The sequence below is a fragment of the Rhizobium sp. F40D2 genome, from assembly GCF_051810745.2.
GTDB lineage: Bacteria > Pseudomonadota > Alphaproteobacteria > Rhizobiales > Rhizobiaceae > Rhizobium.
This window is the reverse complement of sequence record NZ_JBPWQX020000004.1, coordinates 437,842-457,626: the sequence shown is the minus strand read 5'-3', so window position 1 is coordinate 457,626 and position 19,785 is coordinate 437,842. Positions and strand designations below refer to the sequence as shown.

Here is a 19,785-nt window from a genome sequence, read left to right as displayed (position 1 = left end):
TTAGTACACCACCACGCCGCGGATGCTTTCGCCCTTGTGCATCATGTCGAAGCCCTTGTTGATGTCTTGGAGTGGCATGGTGTGGGTGATCATCGGGTCGATCTGGATCTTGCCCTGCATGTACCAGTCGACGATCTTCGGCACGTCGGTACGCCCGCGCGCGCCACCGAAGGCGGTGCCCATCCAGTTGCGGCCGGTGACCAGCTGGAACGGACGCGTGGAGATCTCCTGGCCGGCGCCGGCAACGCCGATGATGATCGATTTGCCCCAGCCGCGATGCGAGGCCTCCAGCGCCTGGCGCATCACCTTGGTGTTGCCGGTGCAGTCGAAGGTGTAGTCGGCGCCGCCGATCAGGTCGCCGTTGCGCTTGGTCATATTGACGAGATGGGGCACGATGTCGTCGCCGACCTCCTTCGGATTGACGAAATGCGTCATGCCGAATTTCTCGCCCCAGGCCTTGCGGTCATTGTTGATGTCGACGCCGATGATCATGTCGGCGCCGGCGAGCCTGAGGCCCTGCAGCACGTTGAGGCCGATACCGCCGAGACCGAAGACGATCGCCGTCGAACCGATCTCGACCTTGGCGGTGTTGATCACAGCACCGATGCCGGTGGTGACGCCGCAGCCGATGTAGCAGATCTTGTCGAAGGGGGCGTCGGGATTGACCTTGGCAAGGGCGATCTCCGGCAGCACGGTGTAATTGGCGAAGGTCGAGCAGCCCATATAGTGATGGATCTTGTCCTTGCCGATCGAAAAGCGCGAGGTACCGTCCGGCATCACGCCCTGGCCCTGGGTCGAGCGGATCGCCGTGCAGAGATTGGTCTTGCGGGAAAGGCAGGAATAACATTCCCGGCATTCCGGCGTGTAGAGCGGGATGACATGGTCGCCCTTCCTGACCGAGGTGACGCCGGGGCCGACATCGACGACGATGCCGGCACCCTCATGGCCGAGAATGGCCGGAAACAGGCCTTCCGGATCGGCGCCGGACAGGGTGAAATCGTCGGTGTGGCAAATGCCCGTCGCCTTGACCTCGACCAGCACTTCGCCGGCCCGCGGACCTTCCAGCTGCACGGTCATCACTTCGAGCGGTTTTCCTGCCTGAACGGCAACGGCGGCGCGAACGTCCATTTTGATATCCTTCCTCTGAAATTGAATTCTGACTGCTACATATTCGGATAGGCTAAAGCGCGTTGCATCGAATTTGATTCATGCACCGCGCTCTAGTTTGTTGTTTTTATGCATGTCGTTATCCCGGAACCGCTGCACACTTCCGGGCGACATGCATTAGCCTCGCCACCGGCTTTCGCCGATCGCCACCAAAACCAACCTCACCGCGTCTCCGGCTCGATCTGGCACCAGACCGCGAGAAGCGGCCTTGCCGTGCATCTTATCGCGAATGATTGCCCTGCATCGTTCGCGAAGACCGTGCCGGTCGCGGCAGAGAACCACTGCGAATTGCCAAGGCAGATTTCTGCGGGAGAAAGCAGAATGAAGGCCCGCGGCTGCGTCTGAACATGATCGGGAAACCGGGTATAGCGGTCCATATAGATCACGCCGACCCTGAGATCGGCGCGCTCCTCCATGCCGCCGGGGCCGACCAGAACAGCATGAGAATGCGTATTGCCAAAATTCAGGCTTGCAAACGGACCCGAGCGGCCGCGTCGCCAGAGCAGGCTATCGGCAAGACTCATGAATTGGCCGGCAATCGCCTCGTATTTCCGTCCTGATTTAGCAAGATGGCCAATGGCGTCATCAAGCCCCTCGGGCGCACCGGCAAGAGGGCCGCCCTCCAGGGGGCGCACCTTGCCTGTCTTGAGCAGCCGCTGCAGAACCTTGCCCGCGACGAAACTGGCGACGGCTGGGGCGTCGGCCGACAACATCAGCCCGCCGACGTCGTTGAGGAATTCCTGCAGCGGCCGAGGACGCCTTTCCCTGCCGATGTCGTGCAGCCGTATATATGCCGGCTTTTCCTCATCGTTCAGAAGAAGATCGGCCCCACGTTTGATTGGACGTCCCACCGCGCGCGCCACGTTCAGTCCCCTCGCTTAGAGCGCCTTTTCCAGTTCCGGCAGAGCTTCGAACAGATCGGCAACCAGGCCATAGTCGGCGACCTGGAAGATCGGCGCCTCCTCGTCCTTGTTGATGGCGACGATCACCTTGCTATCCTTCATGCCGGCCAGATGCTGGATGGCCCCGGAGATGCCGGCGGCAATATAAAGATCAGGGGCGACGACCTTGCCGGTCTGTCCGACCTGCCAGTCGTTCGGGGCGTAGCCGGCATCGACGGCCGCACGGCTGGCGCCGACGGCAGCCCCGAGCTTGTCGGCAAGCGGCAGGATGACCTCCTTGAACTTCTCCGCCGAGCCCAGCGCCCGACCGCCGGAAAGGATGATCTTCGCCGAGGTCAGTTCCGGCCGGTCGGAGGCCGACAGCGCGTCCTTCACGAAACGCGACAGACCCGGATCGGAAACGGCCGCGATCGCCTCGACAGAGGCAGACCCGCCTTCCGCGGCCGAAGCAAACGAGGCGGTGCGCACGGTGATGACCTTCTTGGCATCACTTGCCTGCACCGTCTGGATGGCATTGCCGGCATAGATCGGCCGCTTGAAGGTATCGGGGCTGACAACTTCGATGATCTCCGAGACCTGGGCGACATCAAGCAGGGCAGCCACCCGCGGCAGCACGTTCTTGCCGACCGAGGTGGCGGCAGAGACGATGGTGTCATAGGAGCCGGCCAGCGAGACGATCAGGTCGGCAAGCGGTTCGGCGAGATTGTTGGCAAGCGCGTCGCTTTCGGCCAGCAGCACCTTGGAGACGCCGGAAAGTTTGGCAGCGGCATCGGCCGCAGCCTTGGCGCCCTTGCCGGCAACCAGCACATGAATATCGGAGCCGATCTGGCTTGCTGCCGTCAGTGCCTTGGCGGTCTGGTCGGAGAGGCTGACATTGTCGTGGTCGGCCAGAAGAAGAATGGTCATGATAGTTGCTCCTGTTCCTGCCCGATTACAGCACGCCGGCTTCGTTCTTCAGCTTGTCGATCAGTTCGGCGACCGACTTGACCTTGACGCCGGCCTTGCGGCCACTGGGCTCCTCGGTCTTCAGCACCTTCAGCCGCGGCGTGGTGTCGACACCGAAGTCAGCCGGCGACTTCTTGTCGAGCGGCTTCTTCTTCGCCTTCATGATGTTCGGCAGCGAGGCGTAACGCGGTTCGTTCAGCCTGAGGTCCGATGTGACCACTGCCGGCAGCTTGATCTCGATCGTCTGCAGGCCGCCATCGACCTCGCGGGTCACCTCAGCCTTGCCATCTCCGATCTCGATCTTCGAGGCGAAAGTCGCCTGGGCCGAACCCAGCAGTGCTGCCAGCATCTGGCCGGTCTGGTTGCTGTCATCATCGATCGCCTGCTTGCCGACGATGATCAGACCCGGCTGTTCGGCATCGGCCACGCCCTTGAGGATCTTGGCGACGGCCAGCGGCTCGACCTGATCGTCGGTTTCGACCAGGATCGCCCGGTCGGCACCCATGGCAAGGGCGGTCCGCAGCGTCTCTTCGGCCTTGGCGGGGCCGATCGAGACCACCACCACTTCCTCGGCTTTGCCGGCCTCCTTCAGACGTAGCGCCTCTTCCACCGAAATCTCGTCGAACGGGTTCATCGACATCTTCACATTGGCAAGCTCGACACCCGAACCATCCGGCTTCACCCGGATCTTCACATTGTAGTCGACGACGCGCTTGACGGGCACGAGAATCTTCATTTGCAAAACCCCTTTATTTCTAGACTGCCGGCCATCAGTGCGGCCGTTCGGCAAGCAGCGCCCAGAAGGCGAAGAGCGGTGTGTCCACCGACCTCATGGCATGTTTGATCCCGGGGATATTGTAGAACGATCCGCCGATACCAGGCGAAAACCAGTTCCCCTCCCCTTGCTGAAATTCTCCCTCGGAAAGCACGAGATAAACTTCCTCCGGCGGGTGGTCGTGATCGGGATAGCGCACGTGCGGCGCCAGCAATGTCACACCCAGCCACAGGTCGCTCCGCTCCTCCAATCCTCCCGGGCCGACGATCATGGCATTGGCATGCCCATCGACGAAATTGTCGCCGGCGGTGTGGTCATACTTGGTGCGCCGACGCCATTCAAGCATCGGCTCGATGCCTTTGAACGCCTCGATCAATCGCACCAGCGAAGGATCATAGGAGGGATCAACCGCAAGCGCCACATCAAGCTGAGCGCAGACGGGCAATTGGCTTCCCTCCCCAGCACGCGCGATCCCCGGCTGCTCCAGCGCCGCAAAAAATTGACGGATCGAGCGCCGCGCCTCGGGGGCCTTCGCGAACCGATCGAAAGCCAGAGACGCGGCAACCACGAAACGCTGGAGGCTTTCTTCACGCAAACTCATATCGTCCCCGAAATGAGCGGCCGACGAGCGGCCGCTCCTGCGATCATATATCCTTGGCGATGCGCAGGCCGTCATAAATGGCGGCATGCGTATTGCGCGCAGCGACAGCATCGCCGATGCGGAACAGCTGAAACTTGCCCTCGGGATTGCGCATGACGGACTGCGGTTCCCCGGAAAGAAGCTGGTCGTGCGATATCTCGCCGAGATTGCTCGAGCTGGGCTTCAGCTCGAAATAGAGTTCGTCGAGCGGGATGGTCCCGTGATTGACGACGATCTGGTCAAAGCTGCTCTGCTTGGCAATCCCGCCGTAATCACTGCCGACATGGGCAACCAGCTGGTTGCCGCTCTTCTCGACGGCCTCCAGGCGATAGGTGACGGTGAAGGTCACGTCATGCTTTTGAAGAGATCGCATATAGGGCACGAGGTTCATCGCCATGACTTCGGGCGCGAACGACCGGTCCGGCGTCATGATCTCGACCTTGGCGCCTGCCTTGGCGAGAAACTCCGCCGCCTGAAGACCGGCATGGTCGCCGGCATCGTCGAAGATCAAAACGTTGGTGCCAGGCTTCACATCGCCGGAGATGATGTCCCAAGAAGAAACCACCAGCTCGTTGCCGCGCGAGAGAACCTCGGTATGCGGCAAGCCGCCGGTCGCAATAATGACGACGTCGGGGTTCTCGGCTTCGATCATGTCGACCTCCGCCCAGCTGTTGAAGCGGAAGGTGACGTCGTATTTCTCGCATTGGCTCATGCGCCAGTCGATGATGCTGATCATTTCCCTGCGGCGCTCGCTCTGCGCGGTGAGCCGGATCTGGCCGCCGGCATTGTTCGCCGCTTCGAAGACGACGACCTTGTGGCCGCGCTCTCCGGCGACGCGCGCCGCTTCCAGACCGGCCGGGCCAGCACCGACGATAACGACCTTTTTCCTGGCGTCGGCCTTCGCTACGACATGCGGCATGGTCAGTTCGCGGCCCGTCGCGGCATTATGGATGCAGTAGGCAGCCCCGCCTTGGTAGATGCGATCGAGACAGTAATTGGCGCCGACACACGGACGGATATCTTCCTCCCGTTTTTCGATGATCTTACGGACGATGTGCGGGTCGGTCATGTGGGCGCGGGTCATGCCGACCATGTCGACCTTGCCGGCCGCGATTGCGTGGCGGGCGGTGGCGACATCGGGAATCTTCGCCGCATGGAAGGTCGGGAAGTCGGTCGCGGCCCGGATTTCGCCGGCGAAGTCGAGATGTGGTGAATTCGCCATGCCCTGGATCGGGATGACGTCGGTGAGCCCCGCGTCGGTATCGATGTGGCCGCGGATCACGTTCAAGTAATCGATGAGACCGCTTTCCTTGAGGCGCTTGGAGATTTCGAGGCCTTCGGCCTTGCCGGTGCCGCCGGGAAGACATTCGTCGGCGGTATAGCGCAGGCCGAGAATGAAATCGTCGCCCACTCTTTTCCGGATCGCCTTGAACACGTCGAAACAGAAGCGCAGACGATTATCCAGCGAGCCACCATAGGGGCCATCGAGCTCGTTGGTGAGCGGAGACACGAACTGGTCGATCAGGTGACCGTAGGCCTCCAGTTCGACACCGTCCATGCCGCCCGCCTTCATGCGTTCGGCCGCGTCGGCGAAATCCTTGATTATGCGTTCGATATCCCAATCTTCCAACTTCTTCGGGAAGGCGCGGTGCGAAGCCTCGCGATGATGCGAAGGGGCGAGGACCGGCAGCCAGTCGCCCTTGTCCCAGCGCGTGCGCCGACCGAGATGGGTCAGTTGGATCATGATCGCCGCACCCTCTTCGTGCACGGCGTCGGTCATCTCCCTGATCCAGGGAACGATCTCGTCCTTATAGGCAAGCAGGTTGTTGAAGACCGGCGGGCTATCCTTGGAGACTGCCGCCGAGCCCGCCGTCATCGTCAAAGCCACCCCGCCCTTTGCCCGCTCGACCGTATAGGCGCGATACTTCTCCTTCGGCATGCCGTCTTCCGGATAGGCCGGCTCGTGAGAGGTCACGATGATACGGTTGCGCAACTTCAAATGCTTGAGCTGATAGGGCTGCAAAAGGGGATCATTCGACATGGGCCGTGGTTCCGGATTAAAACATCGAGGGAGAAGCTAAGCGCAATGTACATATGTGTCAACGATCAAAACAGCCGAGTCTCTATTTTAGACACTAATGTACATTTTTCTTGTGCGCGGCTTCAAAATTTGATAGGAGATAACGTATGGATCAGGCTTTGAATGAGACTGGCTGGCGTGGATCGCAGGAGGGATGGCTGGAAGCAGCTTATCACTCCCTGCTGGAATCCGGCGTGGATTCGGTGAAAATTCTGCCGCTGGCGAAGAAGCTCAATCTCTCGCGCACCAGCTTCTACTGGTTCTTCAAGGATCGAGAGGAGCTGCTGAGCGCGCTGGTGGCGCTATGGCGCGAAAAAAACACAGGCAATATCGTCAAGCGGTCGGAAGCCTATGCGGAATCGCTGGCCGAAGCGATGCTCAACGTCTTCGATTGCTGGCTCGACAACGATCTGTTCGACGCGAAGTTCGAGTTTGCCGTGCGCAGCTGGGCGCTGCAATCCGACCAGCTTCTGGCAGAGGTCCAGCAGGCCGATCAGATCCGACTGGAGGCGCTAAAACGCATGTTCATGCGGTTCGGGCTACCAGAAACGACATCGGATGTCAGAGCGCGCACAACTTACCTTGTTCAGATCGGATATATCTCCATGCAATCGAGGGAGGAACTTGCCGTCCGCATGAAACGGATTCCGGAATATATAGCGATCTACACGGGCGAAGTGCCGCAGCAGAGGGAGCTTGATCGCTTCTTCTCCCGGCATGGCTACAGGCCCGGTTAGAGGAGACTCGGATGACCGTTTCCTTGACGATCGGCATAATTGGCGGCAGCGGCTGGCTGGGCGGAGCAATCGCCGGCTCGATTGTCGATGCCGGCCTGGTCGAGCCTGGAAATCTCTCGCTCTCCTATCGCAGTCAGCAGCCGGATCGCTTCCCGAATTCATTCTGGACGTCCGACAATCAGGCGCTTGCCGACCGCTCGGACGTGATCCTTCTCTCCGTCCGGCCCGATGACTGGCGGACCCTTGACGTCGATGCCGGCGGCAAGCTCGTCATTTCGGTCATGGCCTGCATCGGTCTTGCCGCCCTTTCGCAACGGCATAAGACCGGTCGTGTTGTCCGCGCCCTGCCGAATGCCGGTGCCGAAGTGGCTAAGTCCTATACGCCGTGGATTGCTGTGGACGACATTACCGAAGGCGACCGCGCCGTCGTCCGCGCCATTTTCGACGCCTGCGGCTCACAAGACGAAGTCGCAAGGGAAAGCGACATCGATTACCTCACAGGCCTTTCCGGTTCCGGACCGGCGTTCCCGGCGCTGCTTGCGGCCGCCATGATGAGCGATGCCGTCGCCCACGGCCTGCCGGCCGAGATTGCGCGCCGTGCCGTCAATACGGTGATATCGGGCGCCGGCCGCCTTTTGGAGCGCCATGACGAGTGCCCGGATGACGTCGTTCAAACATTTCTTGACTATCGCGGCACGACTGCGGCGGCCATCCACAGCATGCGCGCTGCGGGATTCGACGCTTCGGTTGCCAAGGGATTGTCGGCAGCATTTCAGAAATCGGTGAGTATGGGAAAGGTTTCCTGACGACCGTTGGGGCGGGCACTGCGGCACCCCGCTCGACAAGACAAGCCGCTAAACAGAGGGAACGAGAATGAAGAAATTACTTGCATCGACGTGTCTGACGTTCGGCCTGATCGGCGGCGCGTCATTCGCCAGCGCCGCCGAATGCGGCAACGTCACCATCGCCAGCATGAACTGGCAGAGCGCCGAAGTTCTCTCCAACCTGGACAAGTTCATTCTGAACGAAGGCTATGGCTGCAGTGCTGACATCACGGTCGGCGACACCGTCCCGACGATCACCTCCATGGCCGAAAAAGGCCAGCCGGATATCGCGCCCGAAGCCTGGATCGATCTGCTGCCCGACGTCGTCAAGAAGGGCACGGAAGAAGGCCGCATCGTCCAGGTCGGCTCGCCGCTGCCGGATGGCGGCGTGCAGGGCTGGTGGATCCCGAAATATGTCGCCGATGCCCATCCCGATATCAAGACGATCGGCGACGTGCTGAAGCATCCGGAACTCTTCCCCGATCCCGAGGATCCGAAGAAGGGCGCCATCTTCAACGGTCCGCAGGGCTGGGGCGGCACGGTCGTCACCTCACAGCTCTACAAGGCTTTCGAAGCCGACAAGGCCGGCTTCACCCTCGTCGATACCGGCTCTGCCGCCGGCCTCGATGGTTCGATCTCCAAGGCTTACGAACGCAAGGAAGGCTGGGCCGGCTACTACTGGGCGCCGACCGCGCTGCTCGGCAAGTATGAGATGGTCAAGCTGGAAGCCGGCGTGCCGAACGACGCTGCCGAATGGAAGCGCTGCAATACGGTCGCCGATTGCCCCGATCCGAAGCCGAATGCATGGCCGGTCGACAAGATCGTCACCCTTGTTGCAAAGCCTTTCTCGGAAAAGGCCGGGCCCGAAGTGATGGACTATCTGGCGAAGCGCTCCTGGAGCAATGAAACGGTCAACAAGCTGATGGCCTGGATGACCGACAACCAGGCGACCGGCGAGGACGGCGCCAAGCACTTCCTGGAAGAAAACAAGGACATCTGGACGAAGTGGGTCTCGCCGGAGGCAGCCGCGAAGATCGAAGCTGCTCTCTAAAACCAATAGTGCGGTGCGCGAAAGCGCACCGCTTCTCACGTGCCGACAAAATCAAAAAAACTGCCACGGCTTTTTAAGAAAAAGGGGAAACGCATGGACTGGTTTTACAAATTCCCGCATATGAACGACGACGCGCTTCGCAATCTGAAGAAGGCGATCGATGACGGCTTTCGCGGTTTCACCCGCGCCTATGGCGACGGCATCGAAACCCTGTTCGTGCCGCTGCAGCATTTCCTGATTGCCGCCGAGCGGTTCATGACGCAGACGCCGTGGCCGATCATCACCCTGATCGTCCTTGCCATCGCCTGGTTTGCCAGCCGCAGCTTGAAGATCGTCTTCGGCTGTCTGGTGACGCTGATGCTGATCGGCTATTTCGACATGTGGGACGATACGATGCGGACGGTCTCGATGATCTTCGTCTGCACGATTCTGTCCATCGCCATCGGCATTCCGATGGGCATCCTGATGGCCCGCTCCGACCGGCTGCAGCGCGTCGTCAATCCGATCCTCGACGTCATGCAGACCATGCCGAGCTTCGTCTACCTCATCCCCGTCGTCATGTTGCTTGGCATCGGCAAGGTCCCCGGCCTGATCGCCGTCGTCATCTACGCCATCCCGCCGATGATCCGCCTGACCGATCTCGGCATCCGGCTCGTCGACAAGGACGTGCTCGAGGCCGCCGACGCCTTCGGCACGTCGCGATCGCAGAAGCTGTTCAAGGTGCAGCTGCCGCTGGCGCTGCCCACCATCATGGCCGGCATCAACCAGACGATCATGATGGCGCTCGCCATGGTGGTCATCGCCTCGATGATCGGCGTCCAAGGCCTCGGCCAGCCGGTGCTCAAGGCGATTGCCAACCAGTACTTCACACTGGGTATCTTCAATGGCCTTGCCATCGTCGGCATCGCCATCATCTTCGACCGAGTCAGCCAGGCATATGGCAAAAGGCTCCAGAAGCATCGGGAGACCGTCCATGGCTGAGCATCATTTCGGCGGCATCAAGATCCGCCACCTCTACAAGATCTTCGGTCCCAACCCCGCCGCGCATGTGGAGGCGGTTCAGAAGGGAATGTCAAAGACCGAACTCAACGAAAAGCACGGCCATGTGCTCGGCCTCAGGGATATCAATGTCGAAATCCCTTCTGGCCGCATCCAGGTCGTCATGGGCCTTTCGGGGTCGGGCAAATCGACGCTGATCCGCCACATCAACCGGCTGATCGACCCGACCGCCGGCGAAGTGCTGGTCGACGGCGTCGATGTCGTCAAGATGAACGAGACCGAATTGCGGGCGTTTCGCCGGCACCAGACGGCGATGGTGTTTCAGAAGTTCGCGCTTCTGCCGCACCGCAATGTGCTCGACAACACCATCTTCGGCCTCGAAGTGCAGGGCATGGAGCGGACGAAAGCCGTCGACGTCGCCATGCGCTGGCTGGAGCGGGTCGGGCTGAAGGGCTTCGAGCAGCGATATCCCAACCAGCTCTCCGGCGGCATGCAGCAGCGCGTCGGCCTGGCGAGAGCTCTCTCCAACGACGCCCCGGTGCTTCTGATGGACGAAGCCTATTCGGCGCTCGATCCGTTGATCCGCACCGATATGCAGACAGTACTTCTCGATATCCAGAAGGAGATCAAGAAGACCATCGTCTTCATCACCCACGATCTCGACGAGGCACTGCGTCTCGGCGACCAGATCGCCATCCTGCGTGACGGCGAAGTCATCCAGCAGGGCACCAGCCAGGACATTGTCCTGCGCCCGGCCGACGACTACATCGCCAACTTCGTCAAGGAGGTCAATCGCGGCAGGGTCATCCATGTCGAGGCAGTCATGACGCCGCTGCACTCCGGTGCGGCGCCGGTTGGACTGGCGATCTTGGCGGGAACGACCGTCGAAGAGGCCGTCCGGATGTTGTCATCGGCGCCAGAGGGCGACGCCAGGGTGGTTTCGCCTTCCGGGGAAACCTTAGGACTGGTCACCTTCCGCCAGCTCGCGAGTGCGATGGTGAACTCACAGGAGGTGGCTCCTCGGCGCGACAGCGCTCTGTCGGTCGCCCTCTGAAGTTTCGAAAGGCGGCGGTCTGTCCGTTTCGCTGGCGACACCGAGCGCGTCGCCATCGCCGGGAAGCCGGCCGCCGCCGGACCTTGAAAATGCTTGCAATGGCTTCTTGAGGCCTCCCCGATCACAACACCGGCTGGGCGAGGAATTGCGCTCGCAGGGTATCGACGTCATAGAGATCCGAGCGCCGCGCCAAGCGCGCGTCATGGCTTTATGAGGGTAGGCGGGCGGCCTTGGAGCTGTGACGCCGGAGCGTTCTGCTGCTTCTTATGCAAGCTCTTCCTGCGTGCCAAACGAGACATTCAAGACCTCTATCCACCTTGCGCAAGCTGCGGCGCGAATATGCTTCGAGCCAGCGCTTTCCTATACATTTTGCGCAAAACCAGTCCAGACTGCGTCGCGAAAAGCCGCTTGGCCGACTTTATCGGCGGCCGACAATTGCTCGATGGCCACGGAGCAATAAGATGATTGTCGACCAAGGCCATGATGGTCTGCGGTCCTCAAGCAGCGCCCGTTCATCCATCACCCCCAAAACGGATGAAAGGGATCATACATACGCACCCCATCCCGTGCGTATGCCAGCATGCCTGTCTGCCTGCCGAAGGCTATTAAGCGGTCCACTATAGAACCTTCGGCAGGCGACTGCGCAGATCCCTGATTGGGATATTCTCCACAGCTTCAGTGATGATGCGTGTCTCGGCAAGATCGCCGCGTTGAGCCTTTCGTGGCCTCACGGATACACCCCATAAAATTGCCCCTCTGCGTAATCGTTTCATCACCGATAGCCGGCGGCGTGACGGCTTGCCTATTGTTCCCATGTCTGCCAGTTCCTGCCCTTAAGCTGCAAAGACTAAGCGGATGGGAACTATCGATAATGCGTTCAACAGGTTGGATTGTTTGACGTCTGCCACGTCCGAGTTCGACCGTACCCGGCTTGTGCAAGGCGCTAATCTCGCTGCCGATACCGTGCGGAGATCCACCTGCTCGACAAAGGCCTGCTGCGCTCCAAACCCCGATAAGCTAGAATATAGGCAAGCCTCGCCCAATCCGCGGCGATCGATGACGACCGGCATGGCGGATAGAGGTACGCACGTCCATCCGTCAGCAGGGATCGCGCGTCGCGCCGGGATCTGCAAGCAGTTAAGAAGGGCAGGTCAACGCAGCCACACTGAACAATGGGAGCAGCATGTCCGAAAATAGCCCTGCGCCATTCTCGTTCCGGTTTTGCGGTTCGTCCTTCGACAACATGGTCGAAACGCTCGGCGGCGCCTTCGGCGCCTTCGATGCCGAGCCTGTCGGCCGCGTCCAGGACTTCCACTGGGGGTTGGACTTTGCCGCGAGTGACCGCGCTGTCCTGCTGACCGGCTATCACGAGGCGGAGTTTCAGTTCAACATCGAACCGACCGTCGATACAGCGGAATATTTGTCGATTGTCGTGCCGCGCAGCGGCGGCATGGGGGTGACTTATGGATCCCGCGTCGCCGAGGCGGGGCAAGGAAAACTGCTTCTCTATAACAACTTCGAACCAGATAGTGTCCTCATGTACGGCCAGTCGAATGTCATCGACGAATTGCTGATCAACTGGTCGGTGATCCTGCAGACGATCGGCCAGACGTTCGAAATACCGTTCAGCGGCTCTCTCGACCTGCTGCCCGAACTGGATCTGTCGACCGGACGATCGGCAACCTGACGGAGACGATCGCCATCGGCATGCGAGACAACGGCCCCTTGCTGCAGTCGCCGATCGCCATGGCGCATATGACCCAGGCACTGGCCGATCTTGTCGTGCGCATGGTGCCGAACCGGCTGTCGCATTTCCTCGACAAGGAGCCTGCCCTCATCGCTCCCCGGCATGTCCGCAAGGCGATCGAATTCATGCAGGCCAATATCGATCAGCCGATCACCATGCCGAAGGTCGCCGAAGCGGCCGGCGTCTCCAGCCGGGCGCTCGAAACCGGCTTCCGCGCCTTCAGAGGCACCTCTCCCGCCGTCTATCTGTTGACGCTTCGCCTGCGCGCGGCGCGACAGGAGCTGCTCGACCCCGAGAGCAAGGAGAGCATGAAAGGGATCTGTCTCAAATGGGGTTTCTTTCATTTCGGCCGGTTTTCCGCAGTCTACAAATCGACCTACGGGGAATACCCTTCCGACACCCGCAAGCGCGTCTGCCGTTTGTAGCCGTCGGGGTTAAAGCATGTCCCGCAAAAATTTGCTCCGGTTTTGCGATAAAGACATGCGGAAAAACAAAGACCTAAAGCGTGACAAGCAGATCTAAAAGATCGCGACACGCTTTAGGACGAAGAAGCTGGCGACAATATGTAGTGCACCCTCATCGTCCTCGGATCCCGCTTGACGATTTTAAGCACGCCTTCCCTCTCCGCCAGAGCGTTGAGCTCCCGCAGAACGAGGGAATGCGCGATCCCGAGCTTGCGTGCAAAGGCGCGGCTGTCGCGCGCGATCCCCAGCTCGGCGGCAACGAGGAGGCCCGCCTGTATGGATGTCAGGCGGATGTCCCCGGCTTGCGCCGCAGCGACAAGGGTGAAAAATTGATCGGCGTCGGATGGCTCTTCGCTCACGCGGCGTTTCGCGCGCGCAAGGACACCATGATCGATTTCGAGGTAGGCGTATCGCTTTCCTTGCCGGCGCTGCCGAGCGGCACCAGCACGTTCAGCTCGGGATAATAACCGGCAATGCTTCCCCTCGCAATGTCATAGGGCACCAGGCGGAAATCCTCGGCGATGCGCTCGATGCCGTCATCATGCTCGCCGACCAAATCGATGCGGTCACCGGCCTCGGCATTCATCGCCTTCAGGTCGGCCGGATGAATGAAAATGACCTGCCGCTCTCCGTAGACGCCGCGATATCGGTCATCCAGACCATAGACCGTCGTATTGTATTGATCGTGCGACCGGAATGTCTGCAGGGCGAAACGACGTCCCGCGCCCTTTCGCGCCCGCTGATGGACCGTCTCCTCCGGAAGCGCCTCGGACGAGAATGACGCCTTGCCTGCCGGTGTGTCCCACTCCCGATGGCTTGCTGCGTTGCGCAGGTGGAAACCGCGCGGCTTGCGCAGGCGCTCATTATAGTCTTCGAAACCCGGAATGGTCGCCTCGATATGATCGCGGATAAGGTCGTAGTCGTCGGCGAGGTCCGCCCAACCGACCACGGCGGAGCCAACCGTCGCTTCTGCAATGCCGGCAATGATGGCGACTTCCGATAGCAAATGCGGCGAGGCCGGCCGGTTGATGCCAGCGGAGCCATGCACCATGCTCATCGAATCCTCGACGCTGACGAGCTGGGAATTGCCCGCCGCGTTGAAGTCCATCTCGGTGCGTCCGAGGCAGGGCAGGATGAAGGCCGCCTCACCGGGCATGAGATGCGAATGATTGGGTTTGGTCGCGATGTGCACCGTCAGTTTCAGCTGCCGAAGCGCCTTTTCGACGAGGGCGCTGTCGGGCGAGGCGCGGGCGAAATTTCCGCCGAGCCCGATGAAAGCCTCGGCCGAGCCGTCGAGCATCGCGCCGATCGCGGCAAGGACATTGTGACCATGCTCGCGGGGGACAGTGAAGCGGAAGTGCTTCTCCAGCGCATCGAGGAAATCCTCCGCCGGCTTTTCGTTGATGCCGACGGTGCGGTCGCCCTGTACGTTGGAATGGCCGCGCACCGGGCAAAGGCCGGCGCCCGGCTTGCCGATATTGCCGCGCAGGAACATGAAATTGGCGATCTCGCGGATCGTCGCGACCGAATGCAAATGCTGGGTGACACCCATCGCCCAGGTGCAGATAACGCGTTCGGCGTTGATATAGACATCGGCCGCCCGTGCGATCTCCTCCCGGCTCAGTCCCGACTGGTCCTCGATCTCAGCCCAGCCTGTGGCCTCGACCGCTGTCCGATACGCCTGAAAATCCGCGCAGTGTTCGGTGAGAAATGCATGGTCGAGGACGGAGGGCAGACCGGCGGCGACCGCTCTGTCTTCCGCGGCCAGCACGGCCTTGGCCATGCCCCGCACCGCCGCCATGTCGCCGCCGAGCTGCGGCTGCAGATAAAGGCTGGCGATCTCGGTCGAACCGCCCTTCAGCATCTCGATCTTGTCCTGCGGATCGGAGAAGCGTTCCAGGCCGCGCTCACGGACAGGGTTGAAGACGACGATGCGCGCGCCGCGGATCGCCGCGCGACGCAGGTCACCGAGCATTCTGGGATGGTTGGTGCCCGGATTCTGCCCGATCACGAAGATCGCGTCGGCCTCTTCGAAATCCTCAAGAAGCACCGTACCCTTGCCGACGCCGACAGCTTGGCGCATGGCGATGCCGCTTGCTTCATGGCACATGTTGGAGCAATCGGGAAAATTGTTGGTGCCGTAGACGCGCACGAACAGCTGATACAGGAAGGCGGCTTCGTTACTGGCTCGGCCCGAAGTATAGAATTCCGCCCGGTTGGGGGTATCGAGGCCCTTCAGGATGCCGCCGATCTCGGCAAACGCATCCTGCCACGAAACCGGCAGATAACGGTCGCTCGCCGCATCATAGCGCATCGGATGCGTGAGGCGGCCGTTGAGTTCCAGTTCATAATCCGTCAGCCGGCGCAATTCAGATACCGTGTTTTGCGCGAAGAAGGCGGGCGTTGCCCGCTTCTCCGTCGCTTCCCAGGCAACCGCCTTCACGCCGTTTTCGCAGAATTCGAACGACGATCCATGTTCCGGATCGCCCCAGGCGCAGCCCGGGCAATCGAACCCATCCGGCTGGTTCGCCTTCAGCATGGAGCGCGCGCCCGAGATGGGCATGCCGCTTTGCAGTAATTGCTTGCCGCAGCTCTTCAAAGCGCCCCAGCCGCCGGCGGCCGCCGATTTCTTACCAATGAATTTTGTGTCCATGCGCCCTTATTGTCGAAGCACGGAAAACATCAAGGTCACAGGCACGATGGTTTGATAGAAAAAACCTATCAAAGAAAGATCTCGATTTAACCGGCTTCCTTCATGGCATGCCGTTCGCCGTTGGGCGAATGGGCCAGAATGCGATTGCGGCCCTGGGTTTTGGCTTCGTAGAGCGCTGCGTCGGCCTCGGTCAGCAGGCGGTTCGGGTTGGTCCGCAGAACGGCGCCCGTTGCACAGGATACGCCGATGCTCGCCGTCACCCGGGCGAATTCGCTGCCGGAATGCGCGATATTCTCCTGGGCCAGGCGCCGCGCGAATTGCTCGGCGACGATCATTGCGCCTTTGGCGCTGGTATCGGGGAGGAAGACCACGAATTCCTCACCGCCGTAACGGGCGACGATGTCCGCCGGGCGGCTGACGGATTGGCGCAGACAATTGCTGACGACCCGCAGGCATTGGTCTCCGGCAGGATGACCATAGGTGTCGTTATAGGCCTTGAAGCGGTCAATATCGACCATTAGCAGGCTGAACGGCGTGTTTCTCCTGCCGCTGCCCGACGTTTCGCGGGCGAAAGCCTCGTCGAAGGCGCGGCGGTTGACCATGCCGGTGAGGCCATCGGTCTCGGCAAGGTTCTTCAACTGCTCCGCCGACAGCCTGAGTGCGATTTCCGCCTGTTTCGTCGCCGTAATATCGGAGACGACGGCCATCGCCGTGCCGTCTTCTGCAAGCCTTGTCCGGATGCTGCGCCAGTCGCCGTTGTGAAGCTGAACCTCTTCGTCCTTGTTGCTGTGGAGCGAGGCGGCGGCGGCCTTGATCCACCCGTCCACATCATCGGGAATGCCAGGCCGCTCGCCGGTTTCGGCGACGCGGCGCAGGATGTCGCTGATATGGGCGCCGACCACGCGGGCCTCTCCGGAGAGCGGGAAGGCATTGCGATACTGCTCATTGCAAAAGAGGATAAAACCCTTGCTGTCGTACATGGCGATACCATCGGACATGCTGGCCATCGCATGCGAGAGCAGGTTCTTGCTTTCGCGCAATTCCCGCTCCAGAGCGGTGCGCTCGGTAACATCGCGCGTGACGCCGGCAAGGCCGATCACCCGCCCCTGCTTGTCCCGCAGCGGCACTTTGGAGGCGAGCAGGAATCTGCCTTCGATATGCTCGGTGGAATCGATCAGCGGCACGCCGGTGTCTATGACCTGCTGCTCGAGGTAATATAATTCCTCGGCAAGCGGCCGCGACATCAGATTGAAATCCGACAATCCGATCATCTCGGCCGTCGTCCGGAAGCGGAAGAGGCGGGTCATGTTTTCATTGACGGTAATGAACCGGCTGTTTCGGTCCTTCACATAGAGATAATCGGGCGACTGCGAAAATGCGGTCACCAATATGCTTCGCTCCAGCTCCCATTGCTGTGTCTTCAGCAGAACGAAACCACCCAGAACAGTCGCGAGACAATTCAATGCGGTCAGGGGGAAACCGACGCCGGCGAGCACATGGGCGTTCACCAAGGTGGGAAGCAGAGCCATCGACAGGACCAATGCAACGCCAAGAGCAAGACTCAGCAGCGCAACGTCCTTAAGCTCCGGCGATCTCTTGCGGGTCCAGAAATGACCGGCCAAACCCATGCCGGTGGCGACGGCCATGGTGATGACACCGTCGACCATCGCTGTGCCGCCGACGGCAAAACGAAAGGCTATCGCCAGCGCCGCGGCAAAGGCCGCCGCGATCGGCCCCCCGAACATGCCGGCCAATGCAAGCGGCGAAAAACGCAGGTCGATATAGATGCCGGGGTGGAATTCAACGGCCAGCAATATGGACCCGATGGAGGCGCCGCCGGCTATGATCCCGAAGGCGATTTTTTCCTGCCTGAAGGACCGGCGCTGAAACTCAATCGAAAAAAGCGCCCAGAGCGAAATTGCCAGGCACACGAAGGAAAGGTTGCCACCGAATTGCGTCCAATTGCCATTCACCGCGCTGTATCCACCTTCCACGACATGTAACGAACTCATCATAGGCGAAACTGGTTTGAGCTTGGTTAAACCGATCTCATGGAGCGGCATGGAGTATCGACCAGCCAAGGCTGGCACGCCTGTTATAAGGCATGTTTAACAAACGCCGTTCGCTTCGGCTGGACATGCCTGGTGATGGCACAATACCGCGTAATTCGGATAAGCCTGCGCAATAGGACTATATTTGCGCGATCAAAAGGCGCGCATATGCCTTGAGTTGCAGTGGAAATTCCCGGCCGTCTGCGTCCGGACGAGGAAGCCCGGCGTAGTCCGCCGGGCTTGTCCTCCGTTACTTGCAGATCGCCCCGGCCAGAAAGCCGCGCATCGCCTCGCCAAAGGGCGGCCGCATCATATATTCCGCTTCCACCATCTTGCTCTGGTGATAGACGGCGCGTGGATGCGAGAAGGCGAGGAAACCGAACTTGCCGTGATAGGCGCCCATGCCGGAATGGCCGACACCGCCGAAGGGCAGGCCTTCGGCCGTGACGTGGCTCATGCAGTCGTTGACCGTCACGCCGCCGGAAGTCGTATTGTCGAGAACGCGGCGCTCCTCTTCACCATCCTGGCTGAAATAATAGAGAGCGAGTGGGCGCGGCCGGGCGTTGATTCGATCGATGACGTCGGCGATATCGCGATAGGGAAGAACCGGCAGCACCGGCCCGAAGATTTCCTCTTGCAGCACGCGCATATCCTCGCTCGGATCCAGAATGAGTGTCGGCGGCATGCGGTGTTCCGGTTGCTGCGAGAAATTCTCTCCAGCCGGGTTGATCTCGACGATACGGGCACCCTTCGCCCTGGCGTCGTCGACCAGGCCCTGGACTCGGGCGTGATGGCGGGCATTGACGATCGACGTGTAATCCGGGTTTTCCTTGAGCGTCGGATACATTGCGGCGACCGCCGCTACCGCGTGCTCGGCAAAGGCTTCGACGCTTTCCTCCGGCACATAGACATGGTCGGGCGCCAGGCAGATCTGGCCGGCATTCAGCGTCTTGACGGTCATGACGCGGCGGGCCGCATCCGCGAGATCGGCCGAACGACCGACAACGACGGGCGACTTGCCGCCGAGTTCGAGCGTCAGCGGCGTCAGGTTTTCCGCCGCAGCGCGCATGACATGATGGGCGATCGCGGTGCCGCCGGTAAAGATCAGGTGATCGAAGGCAAGTGACGTGAAAGCGGTGCCGGTCGCCGGTCCACCCTGAACGACGGCGATTTCCGTGTCGTCGAAGGCGCGGGCGATGAGTTGCGCCATCAGCGCCGCCGAAGCCGGCGTCACCTCCGACGGTTTGATCATGGCGCGATTGCCGGCGGCGAGAATGCCGGCAAGCGGCGCAAGGGCGAGCTGATAGGGAAAATTCCAGGGGCTGAGGATCCCGACCACGCCCTTCGGCTGATAGACCACTTTGGCGACCGCATCAGGGAACAACGCCTCGTGCTCTTCCGGCTTCAGCCATTCGGCCAGATGCGCCTTGACATATTTGAGCGAACCGACGCAGGTGAAAACGTCGAGCAGCAGGCTTGCCTCGACACTGCGGCTGCCGAAATCCTCCGACAGCGCCGCGGCGATCGCGTCCTTATGGTCGACGAGAAGGGCGATGACGCGGTCAATACGATCGATGCGGGTTTCGATGGTTGGCGGCCCTTCCTTCAGGAAGGACGCCCTTTGCCGGGCAAGGAGCGCCTTCATGGCATCGGGACTGGTATCGGTGGCAATTGCGGTGACGGTGTTCATTGTTTC

At 60.8% G+C, this 19,785-nt stretch carries 15 protein-coding genes and 1 pseudogene; 6 read left to right on the top strand and 10 right to left on the bottom strand.

From position 1 onward, the window contains the following. From ACS4RS_RS30810 to ACS4RS_RS30785, 6 genes are all read right to left on the bottom strand, one after another. Positions 1 to 1,128, bottom strand: coding sequence for an S-(hydroxymethyl)glutathione dehydrogenase/class III alcohol dehydrogenase (locus ACS4RS_RS30810; RefSeq protein WP_439009878.1), 1,128 nt, complete (start codon positions 1,126 to 1,128; stop codon positions 1 to 3). 200 nt (positions 1,129 to 1,328) lie between these two features. After that, positions 1,329 to 2,030 carry a dimethylsulfonioproprionate lyase family protein gene (locus tag ACS4RS_RS30805; RefSeq protein WP_439012029.1) on the bottom strand — a complete coding sequence of 234 codons (702 nt, stop codon included), beginning with the start codon at positions 2,028 to 2,030 and terminating at the stop codon, positions 1,329 to 1,331. A 15-nt stretch (positions 2,031 to 2,045) separates the two neighbouring features. Further along, entirely contained in the window at positions 2,046 to 2,975 is a 930-nt protein-coding gene (locus ACS4RS_RS30800) for an FAD-binding protein (protein ID WP_439012027.1), read from the bottom strand. Between the two features lie 25 nt (positions 2,976 to 3,000). Beyond that, positions 3,001 to 3,750 carry an electron transfer flavoprotein subunit beta/FixA family protein gene (locus ACS4RS_RS30795; protein ID WP_439012026.1) on the bottom strand — a complete coding sequence of 250 codons (750 nt, stop codon included), beginning with the start codon at positions 3,748 to 3,750 and terminating at the stop codon, positions 3,001 to 3,003. A gap of 34 nt (positions 3,751 to 3,784) precedes the next feature. Then, the gene (locus tag ACS4RS_RS30790; RefSeq protein ID WP_439012024.1) at positions 3,785 to 4,390 is read right to left on the bottom strand and encodes a dimethylsulfoniopropionate lyase; all 606 of its coding nucleotides are present in this window, start codon (positions 4,388 to 4,390) and stop codon (positions 3,785 to 3,787) included. 43 nt (positions 4,391 to 4,433) lie between these two features. After that, a complete protein-coding gene (locus tag ACS4RS_RS30785; protein WP_439012023.1) occupies positions 4,434 to 6,470 on the bottom strand; it encodes an oxidoreductase in 2,037 nt (678 codons plus the stop codon). A 146-nt stretch (positions 6,471 to 6,616) separates the two neighbouring features. Between ACS4RS_RS30785 and ACS4RS_RS30780 the strand changes: the two genes are divergently transcribed. The 6 genes and pseudogenes from ACS4RS_RS30780 to ACS4RS_RS30755 all read left to right on the top strand — a co-directional run bounded on the left by ACS4RS_RS30780 (position 6,617) and on the right by ACS4RS_RS30755 (position 13,346). Continuing rightward, the gene (locus tag ACS4RS_RS30780; RefSeq protein WP_439012021.1) at positions 6,617 to 7,246 is read left to right on the top strand and encodes a TetR family transcriptional regulator; all 630 of its coding nucleotides are present in this window, start codon (positions 6,617 to 6,619) and stop codon (positions 7,244 to 7,246) included. Between the two features lie 11 nt (positions 7,247 to 7,257). Further along, on the top strand, positions 7,258 to 8,052 hold the full coding sequence (locus ACS4RS_RS30775; RefSeq protein ID WP_439012020.1) for a pyrroline-5-carboxylate reductase dimerization domain-containing protein: 795 nt from the start codon (positions 7,258 to 7,260) through the stop codon (positions 8,050 to 8,052). Between the two features lie 67 nt (positions 8,053 to 8,119). Next, positions 8,120 to 9,121: an ABC transporter substrate-binding protein gene (locus tag ACS4RS_RS30770; RefSeq protein WP_439012019.1), complete on the top strand. Its 1,002-nt coding sequence runs from the start codon at positions 8,120 to 8,122 to the stop codon at positions 9,119 to 9,121. A gap of 93 nt (positions 9,122 to 9,214) precedes the next feature. Continuing rightward, complete coding sequence (locus tag ACS4RS_RS30765) at positions 9,215 to 10,102, top strand: ABC transporter permease subunit (protein ID WP_439012018.1); 888 nt, start codon at positions 9,215 to 9,217, stop codon at positions 10,100 to 10,102. After that, on the top strand, positions 10,095 to 11,174 hold the full coding sequence (locus ACS4RS_RS30760) for a betaine/proline/choline family ABC transporter ATP-binding protein (protein WP_439012017.1): 1,080 nt from the start codon (positions 10,095 to 10,097) through the stop codon (positions 11,172 to 11,174). Before ACS4RS_RS30765 ends, ACS4RS_RS30760 begins: the two co-directional genes overlap by 8 nt. Positions 11,175 to 12,357: 1,183 nt before the next feature. Beyond that, positions 12,358 to 13,346 (top strand): annotated as a pseudogene (locus ACS4RS_RS30755) (helix-turn-helix domain-containing protein). Positions 13,347 to 13,459: 113 nt separating this feature from the next. Here ACS4RS_RS30755 and ACS4RS_RS30750 read toward each other — a convergent pair. The 4 genes from ACS4RS_RS30750 to ACS4RS_RS30735 form a co-directional block, all read right to left on the bottom strand. Next, a complete protein-coding gene (locus ACS4RS_RS30750; protein WP_439012016.1) occupies positions 13,460 to 13,744 on the bottom strand; it encodes a hypothetical protein in 285 nt (94 codons plus the stop codon). Then, on the bottom strand, positions 13,741 to 16,038 hold the full coding sequence (locus tag ACS4RS_RS30745) for an FdhF/YdeP family oxidoreductase (RefSeq protein WP_449314138.1): 2,298 nt from the start codon (positions 16,036 to 16,038) through the stop codon (positions 13,741 to 13,743). Before ACS4RS_RS30745 ends, ACS4RS_RS30750 begins: the two co-directional genes overlap by 4 nt. An 86-nt stretch (positions 16,039 to 16,124) precedes the next feature. Continuing rightward, positions 16,125 to 18,053, bottom strand: coding sequence for a diguanylate cyclase (locus tag ACS4RS_RS30740; RefSeq protein ID WP_439012015.1), 1,929 nt, complete (start codon positions 18,051 to 18,053; stop codon positions 16,125 to 16,127). Positions 18,054 to 18,339: 286 nt separating this feature from the next. Beyond that, on the bottom strand, positions 18,340 to 19,779 hold the full coding sequence (locus tag ACS4RS_RS30735) for an aldehyde dehydrogenase family protein (protein WP_439012014.1): 1,440 nt from the start codon (positions 19,777 to 19,779) through the stop codon (positions 18,340 to 18,342). Between the last annotated feature and the right edge of the window lie 6 nt (positions 19,780 to 19,785).